We start from the raw sequence: 18,029 nt of genomic DNA on the forward strand, positions 1-18,029 counted from the left end.
TATACCCCGTTTTGCCCGGGTTTTCCCCAGGCTTCTCCACGGATTCCGATTTGCGTTCAGGTCCGAGTTTGACGCAGCCTTGTGCAAACACTTGCCAGAATGCGAATCGAACTTGATGAAATCCGCAAAAAACATACTGCAACCCGAACATCGCGCCCTGAAAACGGCGGTACTGGTGCTGGACGAATGCAACACGCTCAGCTTCGCATCCGCCGTCGATCCGATGCGGGCTGCGAACCGCCTGGCGGACCGTCCGGCGTTCGACTGGGACTATGTCACCGCCACGGCAGAGCCCGCAATGCTGACCAGTGCACTGAACGTTCCCGGCATCCCTCTGGCACGGCTGCAAAGCTGCGACCTGATGATTGTCATCGCGGGGTTCCAACTGGCACGGCACGCTACGCCCAGCCTGCTGGCCGGCCTGCGCCGCATTGCCGGCACTGGCGCCACCATGGCCGGTATCGACGGCGGTCCCTGGTTGCTGGCCGAAGCCGGTTTGCTGGACGGCTACGCCGCCACGACCCATTGGGAAGATCTCGACAATTTCGCCACCCGCTTTCCCGAAGTGGATGTGCGCCCCGACCGGTTCACCGTGTCCGGAGACCGCCTCACGTCAGGCGGAGCAATTCCGGCGGTCGAAATGATGTTGCACATCATAGCTGCGCGCCACGGCGCTGGCTTTGCCGCGCGCGTTTCGGGCCTCTTCCTCTATGACGGCGCACCTGACCCCGCCAAGCCGCAAAGTCGTACGGGGGCTCCGCATCGCCACACGGCTCTGACCGCCAAAGCCAATACGCTGATGGAATCGTCCCTGGACGACCCTCTGCCGCTGGCGGATATCGCGGATACCCTCGGCACCAGCCCCCGCACGTTGCAGCAGCAATTCCGCCTGCGCTTAAACACCACTCCGCAGGACCACTACTTGCAACTGCGCCTGGCCGAGGCCCGCCGTCTTGTTACCGACACCGACCTGCCGTTGATGGACGTGGCGCTTGCTACAGGGTTCGCCTCGCAATCCAGCTTTGCCCGCGCCTTCCGCACCGCCCACGGCCTGTCGGCCCGCGACCTGAGACAAGAGCGCGCGCACCCTACCCATCACTGACGGGGTCCTCTTCATCTGGCGAAATATACCCCGGGGGGAGGCCCGCGCAGCGCGGTGGGGGCAGAGCCCCCTAATAGGGCATCGGATGCGCGCGGTGCGCCTGACCGATCTCGGCCACGATCTCATCCGACAACCGCAGGTCCTTCCCAGCCAGAATATGCTCTAACTGTGCCACGGTGGTCGCTCCGAAAATGGCGGACATCATGAAGGGCCGCGTCCGACACCACGCCAGCGCCATATGCACCGGATCCAGACCATGACGTTCGGCAATCGCAAGATAGGCCGTCACCGCTTCAAAGACCCGGTCAGATTTTCTGCCACCCATCTCGGCGTTATGCGACATGCGTGACCCTTCAGGCACTGCGCCACCCTGATACTTGCCAGTCAGGAACCCCGCCCCCAGCGGCGAAAAGGCCATCAGCCCCACATCCTCATGCACGCTCAGCTCGGCCATATCCGTATCGAAATGACGGCAGAGTAGCGAGTATTCGTTCTGCACCGAGGCCACCCGCGGTGCGCCCATCTGTTCAGCAATCCGCAACCATTGCGCGGTGCCCCAGGCACTTTCGTTCGAAAGGCCAAAGGCGCGGATGTTGCCCTTGTCTACTTGTGCCTGCAGCGCCGCAAGGCAGTCCTGCATGTTATCCAGAACTTCGTTGGTGTTGTGTCCCGAGGGCGAGTAGTTCCAGTTCTGCCGGAACATGTAACTGCCCCGGTTCGGCCAGTGAAACTGGTAGAGGTCAATGCAATCCGTCTGCAACCGGCGCAGCGAGCCTTCGATCGCTTCGGGAATGGTCTCGCCCGTAATCCACGCACCGTCGCGGGCATGGGCAAACCCCGCGCCCGAATGTTTGGTCGCCAGCACATAGTCGCCCCGCCGCGACGGATTGGCGGCGTTCCAGTTGCCCAATATCTCTTCGGTCCGACCCACGGTTTCTTTCGAGATCGGATTCACCGGGTACATTTCGGCGGTATCGACGAAGTTGATCCCGGCCTCCAGCGCCATGTCGATCTGCGTATGGCCATCCGCCTCGGATGTCTGAGTGCCAAAGGTCATCGTGCCGAGGCACAGGTCGGTCACCATGATGCCGGTGCGGCCCAAAGGCTTCATTTCCATCTGCCATTCTCCCGAGATTTACTTTGAAGCCAACGACTTATGCCTCGGCCTTTTTCTCCCACCGACCCGATTCCTCGGACCAGTATTGCGCTGAACATCCCGCCCCGGTCAGGGCTTTCCACTGCCCCCGCGCGTGCTGAACAGCTTCGCCATCGTTGCCATCGAACAGGATGCAGACCCGTTCCAGCGCCGCCACTTCATCGGGGTTCACCGGTGCCCCGTCCACGGCCATAATGCAGGCCGGGTCGTTGGCGGCCTCGGGCCCGGTGGTCAGCAAAATGGGTTGCGCCGCATCGTGGGGGCCGCCTTCGCGGCCATGTGGCAGGAACCCATCGTCAGGCCCCAGCCACAGTTTCTCATCCAACCAGTCCATCCGCGCGGGATCGGTGCCCCGCACGGCGATCTTCCACCCGGCCTGCCGTGCCTTGTCCAGCAGCACAGGCAAGGTGTACTCCAGCGGCTGACGGGTCAGGTGGTAGAAATAGACGGCGCCCATAGGATTACTCGAAGTTGTCCTGCACAAGGCGGCTGAGCGCGCGGACGCCCCAACCCGTGGCCCCTTTGGGTGCGTAGGATGTTTCCGAAGACACCGAGGCCACACCCGCGATATCGAGGTGAATCCACGGCGTTTCTTCTTTGACGAACCGCTGCAGGAATTGCGCGGCGGTGATCGAGCCCGCCGGACGACCGCCGACATTCTTCATATCCGCGATGCGCGATTTCAACTGCTTGTCATAGGCCTCACCCAAGGGCATCCGCCACGCGCCCTCGTCCTCGGCCTTGGCCGATTTCAGGAAGGCGTCGCAGAACGTGTCATTGTTCGAAAAGACACCCGCATTCTCATGCCCCAGACCGATGATGATCGCACCGGTCAGCGTAGCCAGGTCGATCATGCCGACCGGGCTGAACCGCTCCTGCGCGTACCACATCACGTCACACAGAACCAAACGGCCCTCGGCGTCGGTGTTGATGATCTCGACCGTGTCACCTTTCATCGATTTGACCACGTCACCCGGACGGGTTGCGTTGCCCGAGGGCATGTTCTCAACCAGCCCAACCAGCCCGACCACGTTGGCCTTGGCCTTGCGTTTAGCCAGCGCCCGCATGGTACCCGCGACAACACCCGCGCCGCCCATGTCCATGGTCATGTCTTCCATGCCACCCGCAGGCTTCAGCGAGATACCACCGGTATCGAACACCACGCCCTTACCGACCAATGCCAGCGGCGCGTCGTCCTTGTCGCCGCCATTCCACTGCATCACCACAACCTTCGAGGGGCTAACCGAGCCCTGCCCAACGCTCAGCAGCGTGCGCATGCCCAACTCTTCCAGCTTGTCTTCTTCCAGAACCTCGACCTCAAGTCCCAGCTCCTTCATCTCGACCAGACGGTCGGCGAATTCGGTGGTGGTCAGGACGTTGGCCGGTTCGTTGGTCAAATCGCGGGTCATGCGCACACCATCGGCCACGGCGTATTGCGGGGCAAAGGCAGCCTCGACCTCATCAGCTTTCTGATGGCTGATGGTAACGGTCCCGGCGTCATCCGATTCCTTGGTCTTATGCGCGTCGAAGTCATAGCTGCGCAGGGCGATGCCCATGGCCAGATCTTCGCTGCGCGGCTGATTGCCCGCCATCACCAGCAGGTCTTTGCCGCCCGTCAGTTTGGCCAGTGCGGCACCGGCCTTGCGTGCCTCAGCGGCGTCGGGGCGGCGTGGCAAAACGACAATATCCAACGCCTCGGCCGCCATGCCACCAGGCCATGCCAGCGAGATCACGTCGCCCGATTTCACTTTCTCGAACCGGGCGCTTTCGATCAGCCGAGTAACCGCGCCGCGGGTCAGTCGATTGGCGCGACGCACCGCGGGGCTCATCTTGCCCTCGGGCGGCACGATCACGGCCACACGCCCCTCGGCCTGCGCCATCACATCCACGTCAAAGGGCTGAAACCGGATCGGTACAAGACTGCTCATTGCAAACTCCTCAAAATCTGTTCCCCAAGACCTAGCCCGCGCCGGGCGGCTTGACCAGATAGCAGTTTTCCCCGCGCGCGGATTGCATTACAGTCCCCGAAAAATTCCGGCAGGATCGGGGAGAACGAGTTGGCGAGACAGGGCAGGCATAAGCCGGTGCGCATCCGCGCAGGCGACGGTGATTCTGGCCAGAAGATCGCCCTTTCCCCCAAGGAAGTCATCTGGGTGGAGGCACATTCGTGATCCTCGACCGTTACTTCGCCCGCCGGTTCATTCAAAGTTTTCTGGTCATTGGCGGCATATTCCTGACCCTGCTGATTCTGATCGATCTGGTCGAACAGGCCCGCCGCTTCGACTCGGAAAACCTGTCCTTCGGCACGCTTTTGCACCTGACCCTGCTGAACACACCGGCCGCGATCAGCGAAATGCTTCCGCTGCTGGTGATCCTGTCCACCATCGCGTTGTTTGTCGGAATGGCACGCAGTTCCGAACTGGTGGTGACCCGCGCCATCGGGCGGTCGGGCATCCGGGCACTGCTGGCCCCGGTCACGCTGGCACTGGTGATCGGCACCCTGGCGGTGGCCTTGCTGAACCCGATTACCGCCGCCACGTCCGAGGAGTTTCGGCGCCTGTCAGACACCTATAAGAATAACGGCGATTCTGCCCTGTCGATCACCAGTGAAGGGCTGTGGCTGCGTCAGGGATCTGCGGATGGACAGTCGGTCATTCACGCGCGCGGCACCACAAATGCCGACACGTTGGAGCTGACCTGGGTGACAATCATCTCGTTTTTACCAGATGGCAAACCAACGCAGCAGATCATTGCCGATCAGGCGAAGTTGTCGAACGGGTCGTGGATCTTGTCCAACGCCAAAATCTGGTCCTTGGCCGATGACGTGAACCCTGAGGCCGAGGCCGAGGTGCATCCGCAGATCGAAATCCCGACCACTCTGACACGGCAACGCATTCTGGACACGCTGGGCCAGCAGGATTCAGTTTCGGTCTATGATCTGCCCCAACTGATCCGAGACCTCCGTGAGGCGGGATTTTCCACCAAACAATATGAGGTTTGGCTGCAGGTACAGCTGGCGCGGCCCTTCTTTCTGATGGCAATGGTGATGATCGGCGCGGCCTTTACCATGCGCCATGTGCGTTTTGGCGGTACCGGCATCGCGGTCCTGTCGGCCATCCTGCTGGGATTTGCCATCTATTTCGTTCGCAACTTTGCCCAAATACTCGGGGAAAACGGTCAATTGCCTATCGTTGTCGCGGCCTGGGCTCCGCCCTTTGCTGCCATTCTTCTGTCGCTCGGCCTTCTGCTTCATGCGGAGGACGGCTGATGCGGCTCATATCCCAACTTCTGCTGTCAGGCGCCGTTGCCCTGGCACTGCCAACCGGCGCCCTGGCCCAGAATCAACCTGCCGCCGACCCGGCGCAGGATGCCCAGCAGGAAGATCAGCCCGCCCTGCTGGTAGCAGACGAAATTTTCATCACACCCGAGCGCGTACTGGTGGCCGAAGGCAATGTTGAGGCCTTTCAGGGCGACGTCAAAATCACCGCCGACCGCATCACATATGACCGCGAGAACGGCGCGCTGACGCTCGAAGGTCCGATCCGCATAGACGAGGCCGGGGCGACGACGATTCTGGCGGATTCGGCGGAGCTGGATAGTAGCATTCAGAACGGTCTGCTGATCGGCGCCCGGATGGTGTTCGATCAGCAGGTTCAGGTCGCCTCGGTTCAGGCCACCCGCGCGGCGGGCAGATTCACGCAGTTCAGCAAGGTTTCGGCCACCTCGTGCCATGTCTGCGCCAACGGCAAGCCACCGATCTGGCAGATTCGCGCCCGAAAAGTCACGCATGATCAGCTGGAACGGCAGCTTTACTTTGAGGGGGCGCAACTACGGGTGCTGGACGTGCCGGTCTTCTATTTTCCCTACCTGCGACTGCCGGACCCGACGCTGGACCGAGCCACCGGATTTCTGGTGCCGTCGATCCGGACCACATCGCAGCTGGGAACCGGTGTTCAGGTGCCCTATTTCATCAAGATGGGCGATCACAAAGACCTGACACTGACCCCCTATGTCTCGTCCAAGACTAAGACCCTTGGGCTGCGCTTTCGGCAGGCGTTCAAAAACGGGCGCATTCAGATTGACGGTGCCTATACCCGCGACGACCTGCAACCGGACCAGGACCGGGGATATCTGTTCGCCAACGGCTGGTTCAACCTCAATGACGGATACCGGTTCCTGTTCAACCTCCGAACCACATCCGACGATGCCTATCTGGCGGATTACGGCCTGCCCGATCTTGACCGGCTGCGCAGCGAGGTCGCCCTTGAGCGGATCAAGCGTGACACCGCGTTCCGCACCAGTTTCATCCACTATAAAACGCTGCGCGACAGCGAAAATCAGGATGAAATCCCGTCCCGGATTTTCGACCTGTACTACCAGAAACGCATGTTCCCGACGTCCCTGGGCGGCGAGGTCCGGCTGAGCTTCATAACACACGCCCATGAACGCACCAGCGACGAGGACATCGTTGGCCGAGATATTGCTCGTGCCACCTTTGATGCGGAATGGCTGCGCAACTGGACATTCGCAACGGGCCTGCGGGCCGAGGCACGCGTGGGCACGTCGGTTGATACGTTCAACATCCGCCACGACAGCAATTTCCCCGATCAGGTGACCCGCGCCACCCCCCGCGCAGCGCTGACGCTGCGCTACCCGATGCGCAAGCGGGAAGCCTCCGGCGCGACCCAGATCCTTGAACCGATTGCACAGGTCGGCTGGACACATGTGACCGACGACGATGTCCCCGACGACGAAAGCACCTTTCAGGAATTCGATCAGGGTAACCTGCTGTCGCTGTCGCGGTTTCCGGCCCCGGACCAGCGCGAAGACGGCCTGACCGGTGTTATCGGCGTCAACTGGTCGCGCTATTCCGCTGGCAACTGGCGGGCTTTGGCCACGGTCGGCCAGGTCTTTCGGACCGAAGCGGACCCCAATTTCAACCTGACCTCCGGTTTGCAGGGCACGACCTCGGATCTGCTGCTGGCCGGTCAGATTCAAACCGCAAATGGCTGGTCGCTGGCCGGGCGCGGCCTGCTGAACGGCGACTTCAGCTTTGCCAAAGCCGAGCTTCGCGCCGCATGGCAGCAAGAGACAATGGGCGTCGCCAGCAGCTATGTCTGGCAAGAGCCCGATCCGGCCGAAAACGTAGATGATGAGATTTCCGAGATCTGGTTGACCGGACGTTACCGTGTGGATCAGAACTGGAACACAACCGCCCTGGCGCGCTATGACCTGAGCGAATCCGAGCCGATCCGCTATGAGCTGGGTGTCACGTATCAGAATGAATGTGTGCAGGTTAACATGAACGTCAGCAGGCGCTATACCTCATCATCAACTATTGAGCCTTCGACAGAATTCGGGTTTACCGTAGCCCTAACGGGCTATTCCGTTACCAGTGGCGGCCAACAGTACAAGAGAAGATGCAGTTGATTTCAGGTTTCTCCAGTTTCCTTCGCTCCGGTTGGCTAAAACCGGTCGCCCCTGTGCTGGTCGGGGCAATGCTGGCCATGGCATCGCCTCAGGCCGATGCGCAAAGCCTGTTTTCGCCGGCGATCAAGGTCAATCAGGATGTCATCACCTGGTACGAGCTGGGCCAGCGGCAACAATTCCTGACCGCTCTGGGTGCGCCCGGTGCGTCTGAGGACGAAGTACGCAAGGCCTTGATCGATGACCGGCTGCGGAAGCAGGTCATGCGCGAGGCGGGAATTCAGGCCGCACCCGAAGACGTTCAGGCGGGCATCGACCAATTTGCGGCGCGTGGGCAATTGTCGTCTGATGAGTTCCTGCAATTGCTGGCCGACCAGGGCGTTAGCCGCGAGACCGTTCGCGATTTCGTCGCCGACCAGATTACGTGGCGCGACTACGTCAGCTCGCGCTTCCTGTCGCAGGCACGCCCGACCGCTGACGAGATCAACCGCGCACTGGGACAAACCGACAGCGGCGGCCTTCAGGTGCTGTTGTCCGAAATTATCATACCGGTGAACCAGCAGACCGTGGCACAGGCCGAGCTGCTGGCAGAAGAGATTTCCGCGCTGGAAGGTTTTGACTCGTTTTCAGCGGCGGCTACTCAGTATTCGGCGGCCGCCACGCGCGAAAATGGCGGGCGGCTGGACTGGTTGAACCTCTCGAGCCTGCCACCGGCCCTGCAACCGGTGATCATCGGTCTGAAGAACGGCGACATCACCCAACCGCTGAGCCTGCCCAACGCCATCGCCCTGTTCCAGATGCGCGGCCTGCGCGAGGTTGCAACAGGCGCCACCCGTTATTCCGAGATCGACTACGCGATCTACAACATGCCCGGCGGCCGCAGCGCCGACACCCTGGCCAAAGCCGCCCAGCTGAGGGAAGAGGTCGACACCTGCGATGACCTATATGGCATTGCCAAGGATCAGCCGGCCGAAGTGCTGCAGCGTATTCAGGCCAGCCCCGGAGAGATTCCCCGCGACGTGGCGTTGGAGCTCGCCAAGCTGGACCTGAACGAGGTGTCCACGGCACTGACCCGAAACAACGGCCAGACGCTGATGTTCCTGATGCTGTGCACCCGCACCCGCGATCTGGGAGAAGAAACCTCGCGTACGGACGTGGCCAACGCACTGACCCAGCAACGGCTCGAGGCTTTTTCCGATAGCCTGCTGGCGCAACTGCGCGCCGAAGCAATTATCGTCGAGCAATGACGGCTCCGATCGCGCTCAGCTGCGGAGATCCGGCCGGGATAGGACCGGAAATTGCGGCCAAGGCGTGGTCGGACCTGCGCGACGCCTGCCCGTTTTTCTTTATCGGTGATACCGCCCATCTGCCGACCGGCACACCGGTTGCGCGCATCTCGCACCCGTCCGAGGTTGCTGGTGCCTGCGCCACCGCCTTGCCCGTTCTGCATCTGAAATTCCCGGCCCCCAATGTTCCGGGTCGGCCAGACCCGGCCAATGCGCCCTATGTCATTGACGCGATCGAACAGGGTGTCTCACTGGTCCAATCCGGCGCTGCGTCGGCTTTGTGTACCGCTCCCATACATAAGAAAGCCCTGATCGACGGGGCCGGGTTTGCCTATCCCGGCCATACCGAATTTCTCGCCGCCCTTGCGGATCGCAAACGGGTGGTGATGATGCTGGCCTCCGATCAATTGCGCGTGGTGCCCGCGACCATCCACATCCCCCTTTCGCAGGTGCCCTCAGCCCTGACGCCGGACCTGCTGCGCGAGACGATCTCTATCACCGCAGAAGGCCTGCGCCGCCAGTTCGGCATCGCTCATCCCCGCATCGCCATTGCGGGCCTGAACCCTCATGCGGGCGAAGGCGGCAAGATGGGGCGGGAAGAGCTGGACTGGATCGCCCCGCTGATCGACGATCTGCCCACCGACGGCTATACGGTCACCGGGCCCCATCCCGCGGACACGATGTTCCACGCCGCCGCCCGCGCGCACTATGACGCGGCCATAGCGATGTACCACGATCAGGCGCTGATCCCGATCAAGACGCTGGATTTCGACCGCGGTGTGAACGTGACGCTGGGCCTGCCCTTCATCCGTACCTCGCCTGATCACGGCACCGCGCTGGATATCGCGGGCAAGGGCAACGCAACCCCCACCAGCCTGATCGAAGCCCTGAAACTGGCGCAACGCATGGCACATAGCTCTTGATCCTTCCTCTGGCCCCAAATATCCCCGCCGGAGGCAAAAAAATCTCTGGCGCATGCCCCTCACTCCGCGCCACGGTAACCGGACCATGAACGCAATCGACAATCTTCCCCCTCTGCGAGAGGTCATCGCGACACACCAGCTCTCGGCGCGCAAGTCGCTGGGCCAGAACTTCCTGCTGGACCTGAACCTGACCGCCAAGATCGCGCGCCAGGCCGGAGACCTCACCGACTGCGATGTTCTGGAAATCGGCCCCGGCCCTGGTGGTCTGACCCGCGGGCTGCTGTCCGAAGGCGCGCGCAAGGTTGTGGCCGTCGAAAAAGACACTCGCTGCATCGCCGCCCTGAACGACATCACAGCCGCCTACCCCGGTCGGCTTGAGGTGATCAACGGCGACGCGCTGGAAATCGACCCGCTGGCGCACCTGACCCCGCCGATCCGTATCGCAGCCAACCTGCCCTACAATGTCGGTACTGAGCTTCTGGTCCGCTGGCTGACCCCGCCCGAGTGGCCGCCCTTCTGGCAAAGCCTGACCCTGATGTTCCAGCGCGAAGTGGCCGAGCGTATCGTCGCCCAACCCGGCAGCAAGGCCTATGGCCGCCTCGCCATCCTTGCCCAATGGCGGGCCGAGGCGCGCATTGCCATGTCCCTGCCGCCCGGCGCCTTCACGCCGCCGCCCAAGGTGTCCAGCGCAGTGGTCCATCTGACTGCCCTGCCCGAACCCCGCTATCCCGCAGACGCCGCGACTCTGTCGCGCGTTGTGGCTGCCGCCTTCAACCAGCGCCGCAAAATGTTGCGCGCCTCATTGAAAGGCGTTGCGCCGGATATCGAAGATCGTCTGCTGGCGGCAGGCATCCAGCCCACGGAACGAGCTGAGCAGGTCCCGCTCGAGGCGTTCTGCGCGTTGGCCCGCGAAGTGAAAAAAGGTTGAACGCAAAAAAGCCCCGGAGTTTCCGGGGCTTTTGCAATTTCTGTACAAGCGTTTACTCAGCTGCTTCCGGAGCATCCCCATCCGTCTTGGGTGCATCCTCGGTAGGCGCTGCCTTGGGCTTACGTGCCCGTGGCTTACGCGCTGGTTTTTCCTTTTTCTCGGGCGCCGGGGCCGGAGCCGGCTCGGACCCTTTGCTTTCCGGCGTCTCGACCAAACCGCTTTCGGGTGCGGCCTCGGGCGTGCCGAAATCCATCACGTCGGGCTGCGGCGCATCGGCCGGGTCGGCTTGGCGGGCGGCTTCACGCTCCTGACGCTCGGCGCGTTCACGGTCACGTTCGGCCTGGCGTTCACGATTCTGGCGCTCCTGCTCTTCGCGGCGCGCTTCGATCTCGCGCTGCGCTTCGCTCAGAAGGCGCAGGTAGTGCTCGGCGTGCTGCTGAAAGTTCTCGGCAGCCACGCGGTCGTTCGACAGCTGGGCATCGCGCGCCAACTGGTTGTACTTATCAATGATCTGCTGGGGCGTACCGCGCACCTTGCCTTCGGGACCCGAGCTGTCAAAAACCCGGTTAACAACATTGCCGCCAGAAGGACGATTGCGGTTATTCTTGGCCCGCGAGCGGGATTTGGAAGATCTCATCTTACTTTACGTCAGCCTTGTCATTCGGTGCCGATCAAGTCGCGTCCTGCACTGCTCAATGGCTTTAGCCGTCACGCGATGTCGACTTTTTTGGGCTTGGCGTCAGGGGCCCGCTGAGACAGCGTCAACCTCTCCGACTGACTCTGAGTAAGCATGTCCAGCGCGCGCAGACAAGAGCTTTGTCCAAAAATTCGCAGCTTTTTTACATTAATCGGCGCTTTTTAGCCTCACCCAACGCCGCAATTACGGCATTCTGGCCAGAACGACACGGTCGCGGCTGTCCAGATCGGGAATGATCCGCGTTTCGACCAGGCCTGCGGCTTGGAACAGGGATGCGACGCTTTTGCCCTGCGTCGGACCAATTTCAACCAGGATCCGCCCGCCCGGAATCAGGAAATCCGGCGCCGAGGCCGCGATATGGCGGTACGCGCCAAGCCCGTCGCCCTCGTCCGTCAGCGCCATGCGCGGCTCGTGCTCGCGCACTTCGGGGGACAGCTCTTCCATTTCTGACAGCGAAATATAGGGCGGATTTGAAACGATCAGGTCAAATTCGCCTTCGATGCCTTCGAACCAGTCCGAGCGCAAAATCTCGACCCGCTCCTGCACCTGATGCTGCACCGCGTTGGCGCTGGCTTGCAGGCAGGCGGATTCGCTCAGATCCGCGCCTACGCCCGAAGCACTGGTGCGCTCGGCCAGCAACGTGATCAGGATACAGCCGGACCCCGTGCCCAGGTCCAACACATGGTCAAATGGTTCGCTTAGCGCCGCCTCGATCAGGGTCTCGGTTTCGGGCCGCGGGTCCAGCACGTCGCGGCTGACCCGGAACTGGCGGCCGTAGAATTCGCGCTCACCCAACAGATGAGAAACCGGCACCCGGATAGCTCGCAGCGAGATCAATTGGTCATAGCGTTCGGCGATTTCGGGCGAGAGCTCCTCGGGGGCGATCAATGTGACCCGGCTGGCCTCGATCCGCGCGGCATGGGCCAGCAATATCCGCGCATCCCGTGCCGGATCGGCCACCCCAGCGGCCCGTAGGCGTGCGGTGGCGGCGACCATCGCCTGCGCTGCTGTCAACGCCGCAATCACAGCGCCATCTCCGCCAGCAGGCGCGCCTGGTCATCGGCGGTCAGCGCGTCGATCACTTCGTCCAGATCGCCCTGCATCACCTGATCCAGCTTATACAGCGTCAGGTTGATGCGGTGATCCGTCATGCGACCCTGCGGGAAGTTATAGGTTCTGATCCGCTCGGACCGGTCGCCCGACCCCACCTGACTGGCGCGATCAGCCGAGCGTTCACTATCGATCCGCTGGCGTTCCATATCGTACAGGCGCGTTTTCAGAACCTGCATCGCAATCTCGCGGTTGCGGTGCTGCGATTTCTCAGAGCTGGTCACGACCAAACCCGTCGGAAGGTGCGTGATCCGCACCGCCGAGTCGGTGGTGTTCACGTGCTGCCCGCCCGCGCCGGAACTGCGCATGGTGTCGATGCGGATGTCATTGGCATCGATCTGAATGTCCACATCCTCGGCCTCGGGCAGAACCGCCACGGTCGCTGCCGACGTATGAATGCGCCCGCCGCTTTCGGTTTCGGGCACACGCTGCACGCGATGAACGCCAGATTCGTACTTCATGCGGGCAAAGACATTGTCACCCTTGATATGGGCAACGACTTCCTTGATCCCGCCCAAATCCGAGGCCTGTTCCTCGATGATCTCAAACTGCCAGCCGCGCCCTTCAGCGTAACGTTGGTACATGCGCAGCAAGTCGCCTGCGAACAGGGCCGCCTCATCCCCCCCGGTGCCCGGACGGATTTCCAGCATCGCGGGCCGGGCGTCGGCCTCATCCCGGGGCAGCAGCGCCAGTTGCAGGGCGTGTTCCGCCTGGGGGATACGGGCTTGCAGGTCGGGAATTTCCTCCTCGGCCAGTTCTTTCATGTCAGGGTCGGCCAGCATCACCTCGGCCTCGGCCAGATCGGCGACCAGCTGCCGCCACGCCATGATCTGATCAACCACCGGCTTGAGATCCGAGTATTCCTTGGCCAAAGCCGCAATATCTCCGCCCGAGGCGCCATCGGCCATGGCAGCTTCGAGGTACTGGAATCGCTGGGTTATCTGTTCAAGGCGTTCTTCGGGGATCATCCGCGCGGTGTCTATCAATCCGAAGCTTTGGTCAAGGGCCGTCGCTGTGCTATGCTGACGCGTATGACACGTTTAGCGCTTGTATTTCTGCTGTGCGCGCCCCCTGCCCTGGCCGATGTTGTCGGCCCCAAGGGCAAGGTTCAAGACTGTTATTGCACCGATAAATCAGGATCGCGCATAGAACTGGGCGAGATGATCTGCCTGCAGGTCGATGGACGCATGTTCACCGCCCAATGCCAGATGTCCCTGAATGTGCCCATGTGGCGTGAAGTGCAGGAGGGGTGTTTGTCGTCAAGCCTGCGGAAAATGTCCGAACCGCCCATGCCTATGGCAACCCCTAACGCAGCGCTCTGACAGCTCAAAGATCCTCCCAGTTACTCAACCCCACCTTTTTACCCTGATGGATCACTGCTCCCGTCAAGAAGCTGCCCCAAGTCAAACTTCCTAATGTTGCGATAACGATCAAATTGCCAAAGTTGGCATCAGGGTTAAGCGCTTTCAGGCCCAGAATAAGGAATCCAAAGGCCACAAAAGACAACAAAGCCAGCCGGAGCGTCCCAGCAAGAAAAGTTCCATAGGGCAGCGGCTTGGGTTTGGTGCCCAAAAATTTAAACAAGCGGAGTTCGATGGGCAATCTGTCGGCTTTCCAAAGCCCTGTTCGATGCAATTCAGCGGCAGCCCGGTTTAGTTTGGTTTCATACTCGTCCATTTTGCCCCCCACCCCACGCCATTCGATTGCTATGCACGAAAGCTCAGCCTTGGTCCTGCAACTGTTTCAACCACCCATCGACCCGGGCTTTGTTCACGCCAAAATCTTTCCGCCCGAACCTCAGGCGGGCGTGAATGCGAAGTGTATCTCCGTCCTGCTGAACAGTTGTGTAATCAGGAAAACCGATCACCCTGGTGCGGGTGATATAGGTGACCATCCCCTCATCCACCGATCCGGCCAGCACCGTGGTGCGTGGCGTCCATCTTGCAATGGCGTCCAGCCGGGTCAAACCATCCGGCCCGATTTCAATCACCCGAAGGACTCCGCCCTGCATGTCGAGATCGGCCTCGACAACGGGTGCAACATGCCAAATCCCGGGATCGGCTGGGGCCAAACGAATATAGGCACCCACTAGCACCACCAGACCAACGATCAGCCAAAACACCGTTTTCTTCATCCCGAAACCGTTCTTTTGACAAACATTATTCGCAAAAGCGCATCGGGCAAGATGCCGATCCCCCTACCGTGACGTCACGCCGGGCAGGATGCACAGCATCTCGAACAGCAGGTTCGCCGCCGTCAGCGCCGTGTTGCCCGTTGGGTCATAGGGCGGAGAGACCTCGACCAGATCGCAGCCCACTACATTCGTCCCGGCCAGCGCGTGGATCAGTTGCAGCGCCTGCGGTGTCGTCAGGCCTCCGATCTCGGGCGTTCCTGTGCCGGGCGCGAAAGACGGGTCAAGGCTGTCGATGTCATAGGAAATATAGGTTGGGTGGTCCCCGACCGTTTTGCGGATTTGTGAACCAATTTCGGTCAGGTTCTGCTGCCACAACTCCCACGCAGGGAACTGGCGGAAGCCCCATCCCTTGGCCTCGGTAAAATCGCTGGCAGCATAGCCCGAGCCGCGAATGCCGATCTGGAAGGTCTTGTCGGGGACGATCAACCCTTCCTCGTAGGCTCGACGAAATACTGTGCCGTGGGTTTCCTTTTCGCCGAACATCTCGTCATTCACATCCGCATGGGCGTCCACATGCACCAGAGCCACCGGACCGTGTTTGGCCGCGACCGCTCGCAGGATCGGCAGGGTGATCGAGTGGTCCCCTCCCATCGCAACCGGCGTCACGCCCTGCTCCAGAATGGCATCGTAGCTTTCCTTGATGATCTTGAGGCTATCGGTCAACGAAAACGTATTGATCGCCAGATCGCCGATATCCGCGATTTGCAGGCTGTCGAACGGAGCCGCAGAATTGGCCATGTTATAGGGCCGGATCATCGCACTTTCACTGCGAATTTGCTTTGGCCCGAACCGCGTGCCCGACCGCCACGAGGTACCGATATCCATCGGAATGCCCAGAACGGCCACATCCAGCCCGGCCAACGTATCCGCCTGCGGCAGGCGCATGAACGAATTCGGCCCGGAAAACCGCGCCAGATCATTGCCGCTGATGGGTTGGTTAAACTCTGTCATGCCCATATGTCTCCCGTACGGCCTTTTGGTTAACCTGATAGCGGAAAGATGGCTAACCAATGGTTAAGGCACCAGCTTGTTCCACCCCAAAAGGCAAATGATCTGCGTCGCCACATGGGCCCCGGCAATCGCCGTCGCGCCGGATGTGTCGTAGGGCGGAGAGACCTCGACCACATCGCCACCCTTGATATTAATCCCGGCAATGTCGCGCAGGATGATCTGCGCCTGGATCGAGCTCAGCCCGCCCCAGACCGGTGTGCCGGTGCCGGGGGCAAAGGCAGGGTCCAGACCGTCAATGTCAAAGCTCAGATAGACCGGACTGTCGCCCAGAATGCCCTTGATCTTCTGTGCCACGGCGGCGGGGCCGGATTCGTAGACCTCGCGTGCGTCGATGATGTTGACACCCAGAGTGTCCTCATTTGTGGTGCGGATACCGACCTGAACCGAGCGTTTCGGGTCCACGATCCCCGACTTTACTGCCTTGTAGAACATGGTTCCGTGATCCACGCGGGTCATGTCGTCATCGGCCCAGGTATCCGTATGCGCATCGAACTGCAGCAAGGACATGGGGCCATATTTCTCGGCATAGGCTTTCAGGATCGGGAAGCTGATATAGTGATCCCCACCCAGTGAAACCGAGGCCACATCGGCCGCCAGAATGGTGCGGATATGATCGGTCAATGTGTCGGGAAAGGCCGGAATATTGGCATAATCATAGGCTACGTCGCCATAATCCACGATCGCCATCTCGCTAAGCGCATCAAACGGCCAGCCATAGGGCGCGTCCGGCGATTGCAACGCGCTCGCCTCTCGGATCGCGCGGGGGCCAAGCCGGGTGCCGGGGCGGTTGGTCACGGCCTGATCGAAAGGCACGCCGGTTACGGCAATATCCACGCCCTTCAGGTCCTTGGTATAAAGCCGCCGCAGAAACGAAGTGGCGCCGCCGAAGGTATTCTCGAACGACAGCCCTTTGAGGTCCGGATTGGTGAACGCCTCATCCACCTGGTTTTTTGCGTCTTCCAGTGCCATGTTATTCTCCCCATCAGCCCAGCGGTTGCGCCTTTTCCACGATCCGAGCAAAGAACGAAGCGCCCACCGGCGCAATCTCGTCGTTGAAGTTGTATTTCGGATGGTGCCACCCGGCCCCTTCGCCCTGCCCCAGGAACAGGTAAGCTCCCGGGCGGGCATTCAACATATAGGCAAAGTCCTCAGCCCCCATATTGCGGGGAACGTCATCGACGACCTGATCGGACCCCGAGATTTCCCGCGCCACGTCTGCCGCGAAATTCGTGCTTTCGGGGCTGTTGATCGTGGCGGGATAGTGCACTTCGTAGTCCAACCGCGCCTCAACCCCGTATGAGGCCGCCTGCCCCTGTACGATCTGCTCCATCCGCTCCATCACCATCTTTTGCACGGCTGGATCAAAAGTGCGTACCGTGCCGTTGATATAGGCGGTATCCGGGATCACGTTGTCCACCGTGCCGGTGTGGATTTGCGTAACCGAGACCACCAGATCGTCCAGCGCATGGTGATTGCGGCTGACAATGGTCTGCAGCGCTTGTGCAATCCCGCAGGCCGCCATCACCGGATCGCGGGCTTCATGCGGCATGGCACCATGGCCGCCAACGCCCTGAATATAAACATGGAACGTGTCCACAGCTGCCATGATCGCCCCGGGTGTTGTGTGAAAAGCTCCCATCGGGACGTTTGGCGCGTTGTGCAGCGCATAGACCTGAGAGATGTCGAACCGGTCCATGATACCTTCTTCGACCATCACACCGGCCCCACCACCAGATTCCTCTGCCGGTTGAAAGATCAGCGCCACGCGACCCGCAAAATTCCGCGTTTCCGCCAGATAGCGCGCAGCCCCCAGCAGCATTGAGGTGTGTCCGTCATGGCCGCAGGCGTGCATCTTGCCCGGGTTGGTCGAGGCATACTCAACCCCCGTCTCCTCGGGGATCGGCAGAGCATCCATATCGGCGCGCAGACCAATCGTAGGCCCTTGGCCCCGCCCGTTGATGATCGCAACGACCCCGGTCTTGGCAATACCCTCGTGCACCTCATCCACGCCAAATTCACGCAGGCGATCCGCGACAAAGGCCGCCGTTTCATGACATTCGAACTCCAGTTCGGGGATCGAATGGAGATGTTGGCGCCACGCGGCCATATCGGCGGCGAAGTCAGCAATTCGGTTGACGACGGGCATAGGGGGTGGACTCCTGAACGTGGCTGCGGAATGGATGCATCTGACACCG

General features: G+C 61.2%; 18 protein-coding genes. 7 read left to right on the forward strand and 11 right to left on the reverse strand.

What is annotated here, in order from left to right:
• The first annotated feature begins 115 nt into the window (after window positions 1–115).
• Window positions 116–1,102 (forward strand): GlxA family transcriptional regulator, encoded by a 987-nt coding sequence (locus tag GOX63_RS03850; protein ID WP_170325174.1) that lies wholly within the window; start codon window positions 116–118, stop codon window positions 1,100–1,102.
• Window positions 1,103–1,172: 70 nt separating this feature from the next.
• On the opposite strand, the gene GOX63_RS03855 is transcribed toward GOX63_RS03850, so the two are convergent.
• Genes GOX63_RS03855 through GOX63_RS03865 form a run of 3 tightly spaced genes read right to left on the reverse strand, consistent with a single transcriptional unit; the run spans window position 1,173 to window position 4,186 of the window.
• Window positions 1,173–2,219, reverse strand: coding sequence for an aldo/keto reductase (locus GOX63_RS03855; RefSeq protein WP_170325175.1), 1,047 nt, complete (start codon window positions 2,217–2,219; stop codon window positions 1,173–1,175).
• 37 nt (window positions 2,220–2,256) lie between these two features.
• On the reverse strand, window positions 2,257–2,715 hold the full coding sequence (locus GOX63_RS03860; protein WP_170325176.1) for a DNA polymerase III subunit chi: 459 nt from the start codon (window positions 2,713–2,715) through the stop codon (window positions 2,257–2,259).
• Between the two features lie 4 nt (window positions 2,716–2,719).
• Entirely contained in the window at window positions 2,720–4,186 is a 1,467-nt protein-coding gene (locus GOX63_RS03865) for a leucyl aminopeptidase (RefSeq protein ID WP_170325177.1), read from the reverse strand.
• Window positions 4,187–4,425: 239 nt separating this feature from the next.
• On the opposite strand from GOX63_RS03865, the gene lptG reads away from it, so the two are divergent.
• From lptG to rsmA, 5 genes are all read left to right on the forward strand, one after another.
• Window positions 4,426–5,526: an LPS export ABC transporter permease LptG gene (gene lptG, locus GOX63_RS03870; RefSeq protein WP_170325178.1), complete on the forward strand. Its 1,101-nt coding sequence runs from the start codon at window positions 4,426–4,428 to the stop codon at window positions 5,524–5,526.
• On the forward strand, window positions 5,526–7,688 hold the full coding sequence (locus GOX63_RS03875; RefSeq protein ID WP_170544820.1) for an LPS-assembly protein LptD: 2,163 nt from the start codon (window positions 5,526–5,528) through the stop codon (window positions 7,686–7,688). The genes lptG and GOX63_RS03875 overlap by 1 nt, the downstream gene beginning before the upstream one ends.
• Window positions 7,679–8,932 carry a peptidylprolyl isomerase gene (locus GOX63_RS03880; RefSeq protein ID WP_170544822.1) on the forward strand — a complete coding sequence of 418 codons (1,254 nt, stop codon included), beginning with the start codon at window positions 7,679–7,681 and terminating at the stop codon, window positions 8,930–8,932. The genes GOX63_RS03875 and GOX63_RS03880 overlap by 10 nt, the downstream gene beginning before the upstream one ends.
• On the forward strand, window positions 8,929–9,894 hold the full coding sequence (gene pdxA / locus GOX63_RS03885) for a 4-hydroxythreonine-4-phosphate dehydrogenase PdxA (RefSeq protein WP_170325181.1): 966 nt from the start codon (window positions 8,929–8,931) through the stop codon (window positions 9,892–9,894). The genes GOX63_RS03880 and pdxA overlap by 4 nt, the downstream gene beginning before the upstream one ends.
• An 85-nt stretch (window positions 9,895–9,979) precedes the next feature.
• A complete protein-coding gene (gene rsmA, locus GOX63_RS03890; protein WP_170325182.1) occupies window positions 9,980–10,822 on the forward strand; it encodes a 16S rRNA (adenine(1518)-N(6)/adenine(1519)-N(6))-dimethyltransferase RsmA in 843 nt (280 codons plus the stop codon).
• Window positions 10,823–10,874: 52 nt separating this feature from the next.
• On the opposite strand, the gene GOX63_RS03895 is transcribed toward rsmA, so the two are convergent.
• From GOX63_RS03895 to prfA, 3 genes are all read right to left on the reverse strand, one after another.
• Complete coding sequence (locus GOX63_RS03895) at window positions 10,875–11,459, reverse strand: DUF4167 domain-containing protein (RefSeq protein ID WP_170325183.1); 585 nt, start codon at window positions 11,457–11,459, stop codon at window positions 10,875–10,877.
• A gap of 243 nt (window positions 11,460–11,702) precedes the next feature.
• A complete protein-coding gene (prmC, locus tag GOX63_RS03900; RefSeq protein ID WP_170325184.1) occupies window positions 11,703–12,545 on the reverse strand; it encodes a peptide chain release factor N(5)-glutamine methyltransferase in 843 nt (280 codons plus the stop codon).
• On the reverse strand, window positions 12,542–13,597 hold the full coding sequence (gene prfA, locus GOX63_RS03905) for a peptide chain release factor 1 (protein ID WP_170325534.1): 1,056 nt from the start codon (window positions 13,595–13,597) through the stop codon (window positions 12,542–12,544). The genes prmC and prfA overlap by 4 nt, the downstream gene beginning before the upstream one ends.
• Before the next feature lie 63 nt (window positions 13,598–13,660).
• Between prfA and GOX63_RS03910 the strand changes: the two genes are divergently transcribed.
• A complete protein-coding gene (locus tag GOX63_RS03910; protein ID WP_170325185.1) occupies window positions 13,661–13,951 on the forward strand; it encodes a hypothetical protein in 291 nt (96 codons plus the stop codon).
• Between the two features lie 4 nt (window positions 13,952–13,955).
• Here GOX63_RS03910 and GOX63_RS03915 read toward each other — a convergent pair whose 3' ends face one another.
• The 5 genes from GOX63_RS03915 to GOX63_RS03935 form a co-directional block, all read right to left on the reverse strand.
• Window positions 13,956–14,306 (reverse strand): DUF6404 family protein, encoded by a 351-nt coding sequence (locus GOX63_RS03915; RefSeq protein ID WP_170325186.1) that lies wholly within the window; start codon window positions 14,304–14,306, stop codon window positions 13,956–13,958.
• Between the two features lie 43 nt (window positions 14,307–14,349).
• A complete protein-coding gene (locus tag GOX63_RS03920; protein ID WP_170325187.1) occupies window positions 14,350–14,763 on the reverse strand; it encodes a DUF1499 domain-containing protein in 414 nt (137 codons plus the stop codon).
• Window positions 14,764–14,826: 63 nt separating this feature from the next.
• Window positions 14,827–15,774: an agmatinase gene (gene speB, locus GOX63_RS03925; RefSeq protein WP_170325188.1), complete on the reverse strand. Its 948-nt coding sequence runs from the start codon at window positions 15,772–15,774 to the stop codon at window positions 14,827–14,829.
• A 63-nt stretch (window positions 15,775–15,837) separates the two neighbouring features.
• Window positions 15,838–16,803, reverse strand: a complete 966-nt coding sequence (gene speB / locus GOX63_RS03930) for an agmatinase (RefSeq protein ID WP_170325189.1) — start codon at window positions 16,801–16,803, stop codon at window positions 15,838–15,840.
• 13 nt (window positions 16,804–16,816) lie between these two features.
• Complete coding sequence (locus GOX63_RS03935) at window positions 16,817–17,980, reverse strand: M20 aminoacylase family protein (RefSeq protein ID WP_170544825.1); 1,164 nt, start codon at window positions 17,978–17,980, stop codon at window positions 16,817–16,819.
• Window positions 17,981–18,029 lie beyond the last annotated feature (49 nt).

Source organism: Ruegeria arenilitoris (assembly GCF_013031355.1).
Lineage (GTDB): Bacteria > Pseudomonadota > Alphaproteobacteria > Rhodobacterales > Rhodobacteraceae > Ruegeria > Ruegeria arenilitoris_C.

What these genes read in the sequence shown, in the direction of transcription:
- GOX63_RS03850 (WP_170325174.1), top strand. Translation starts at nt 116, where the DNA reads ATGAAATCCGCAAAAAACATACTGCAACCCGAACATCGCGCCCTGAAA.
- GOX63_RS03855 (WP_170325175.1), bottom strand. Translation starts at nt 2,219, where the DNA reads ATGGAAATGAAGCCTTTGGGCCGCACCGGCATCATGGTGACCGACCTG.
- GOX63_RS03860 (WP_170325176.1), bottom strand. Translation starts at nt 2,715, where the DNA reads ATGGGCGCCGTCTATTTCTACCACCTGACCCGTCAGCCGCTGGAGTAC.
- GOX63_RS03865 (WP_170325177.1), bottom strand. Translation starts at nt 4,186, where the DNA reads ATGAGCAGTCTTGTACCGATCCGGTTTCAGCCCTTTGACGTGGATGTG.
- GOX63_RS03875 (WP_170544820.1), top strand. Translation starts at nt 5,526, where the DNA reads ATGCGGCTCATATCCCAACTTCTGCTGTCAGGCGCCGTTGCCCTGGCA.
- GOX63_RS03880 (WP_170544822.1), top strand. Translation starts at nt 7,679, where the DNA reads ATGCAGTTGATTTCAGGTTTCTCCAGTTTCCTTCGCTCCGGTTGGCTA.
- pdxA (WP_170325181.1), top strand. Translation starts at nt 8,929, where the DNA reads ATGACGGCTCCGATCGCGCTCAGCTGCGGAGATCCGGCCGGGATAGGA.
- rsmA (WP_170325182.1), top strand. Translation starts at nt 9,980, where the DNA reads ATGAACGCAATCGACAATCTTCCCCCTCTGCGAGAGGTCATCGCGACA.
- GOX63_RS03895 (WP_170325183.1), bottom strand. Translation starts at nt 11,459, where the DNA reads ATGAGATCTTCCAAATCCCGCTCGCGGGCCAAGAATAACCGCAATCGT.
- prfA (WP_170325534.1), bottom strand. Translation starts at nt 13,597, where the DNA reads ATGATCCCCGAAGAACGCCTTGAACAGATAACCCAGCGATTCCAGTAC.
- GOX63_RS03910 (WP_170325185.1), top strand. Translation starts at nt 13,661, where the DNA reads ATGACACGTTTAGCGCTTGTATTTCTGCTGTGCGCGCCCCCTGCCCTG.
- GOX63_RS03915 (WP_170325186.1), bottom strand. Translation starts at nt 14,306, where the DNA reads ATGGACGAGTATGAAACCAAACTAAACCGGGCTGCCGCTGAATTGCAT.
- GOX63_RS03920 (WP_170325187.1), bottom strand. Translation starts at nt 14,763, where the DNA reads ATGAAGAAAACGGTGTTTTGGCTGATCGTTGGTCTGGTGGTGCTAGTG.
- speB (WP_170325188.1), bottom strand. Translation starts at nt 15,774, where the DNA reads ATGACAGAGTTTAACCAACCCATCAGCGGCAATGATCTGGCGCGGTTT.
- speB (WP_170325189.1), bottom strand. Translation starts at nt 16,803, where the DNA reads ATGGCACTGGAAGACGCAAAAAACCAGGTGGATGAGGCGTTCACCAAT.
- GOX63_RS03935 (WP_170544825.1), bottom strand. Translation starts at nt 17,980, where the DNA reads ATGCCCGTCGTCAACCGAATTGCTGACTTCGCCGCCGATATGGCCGCG.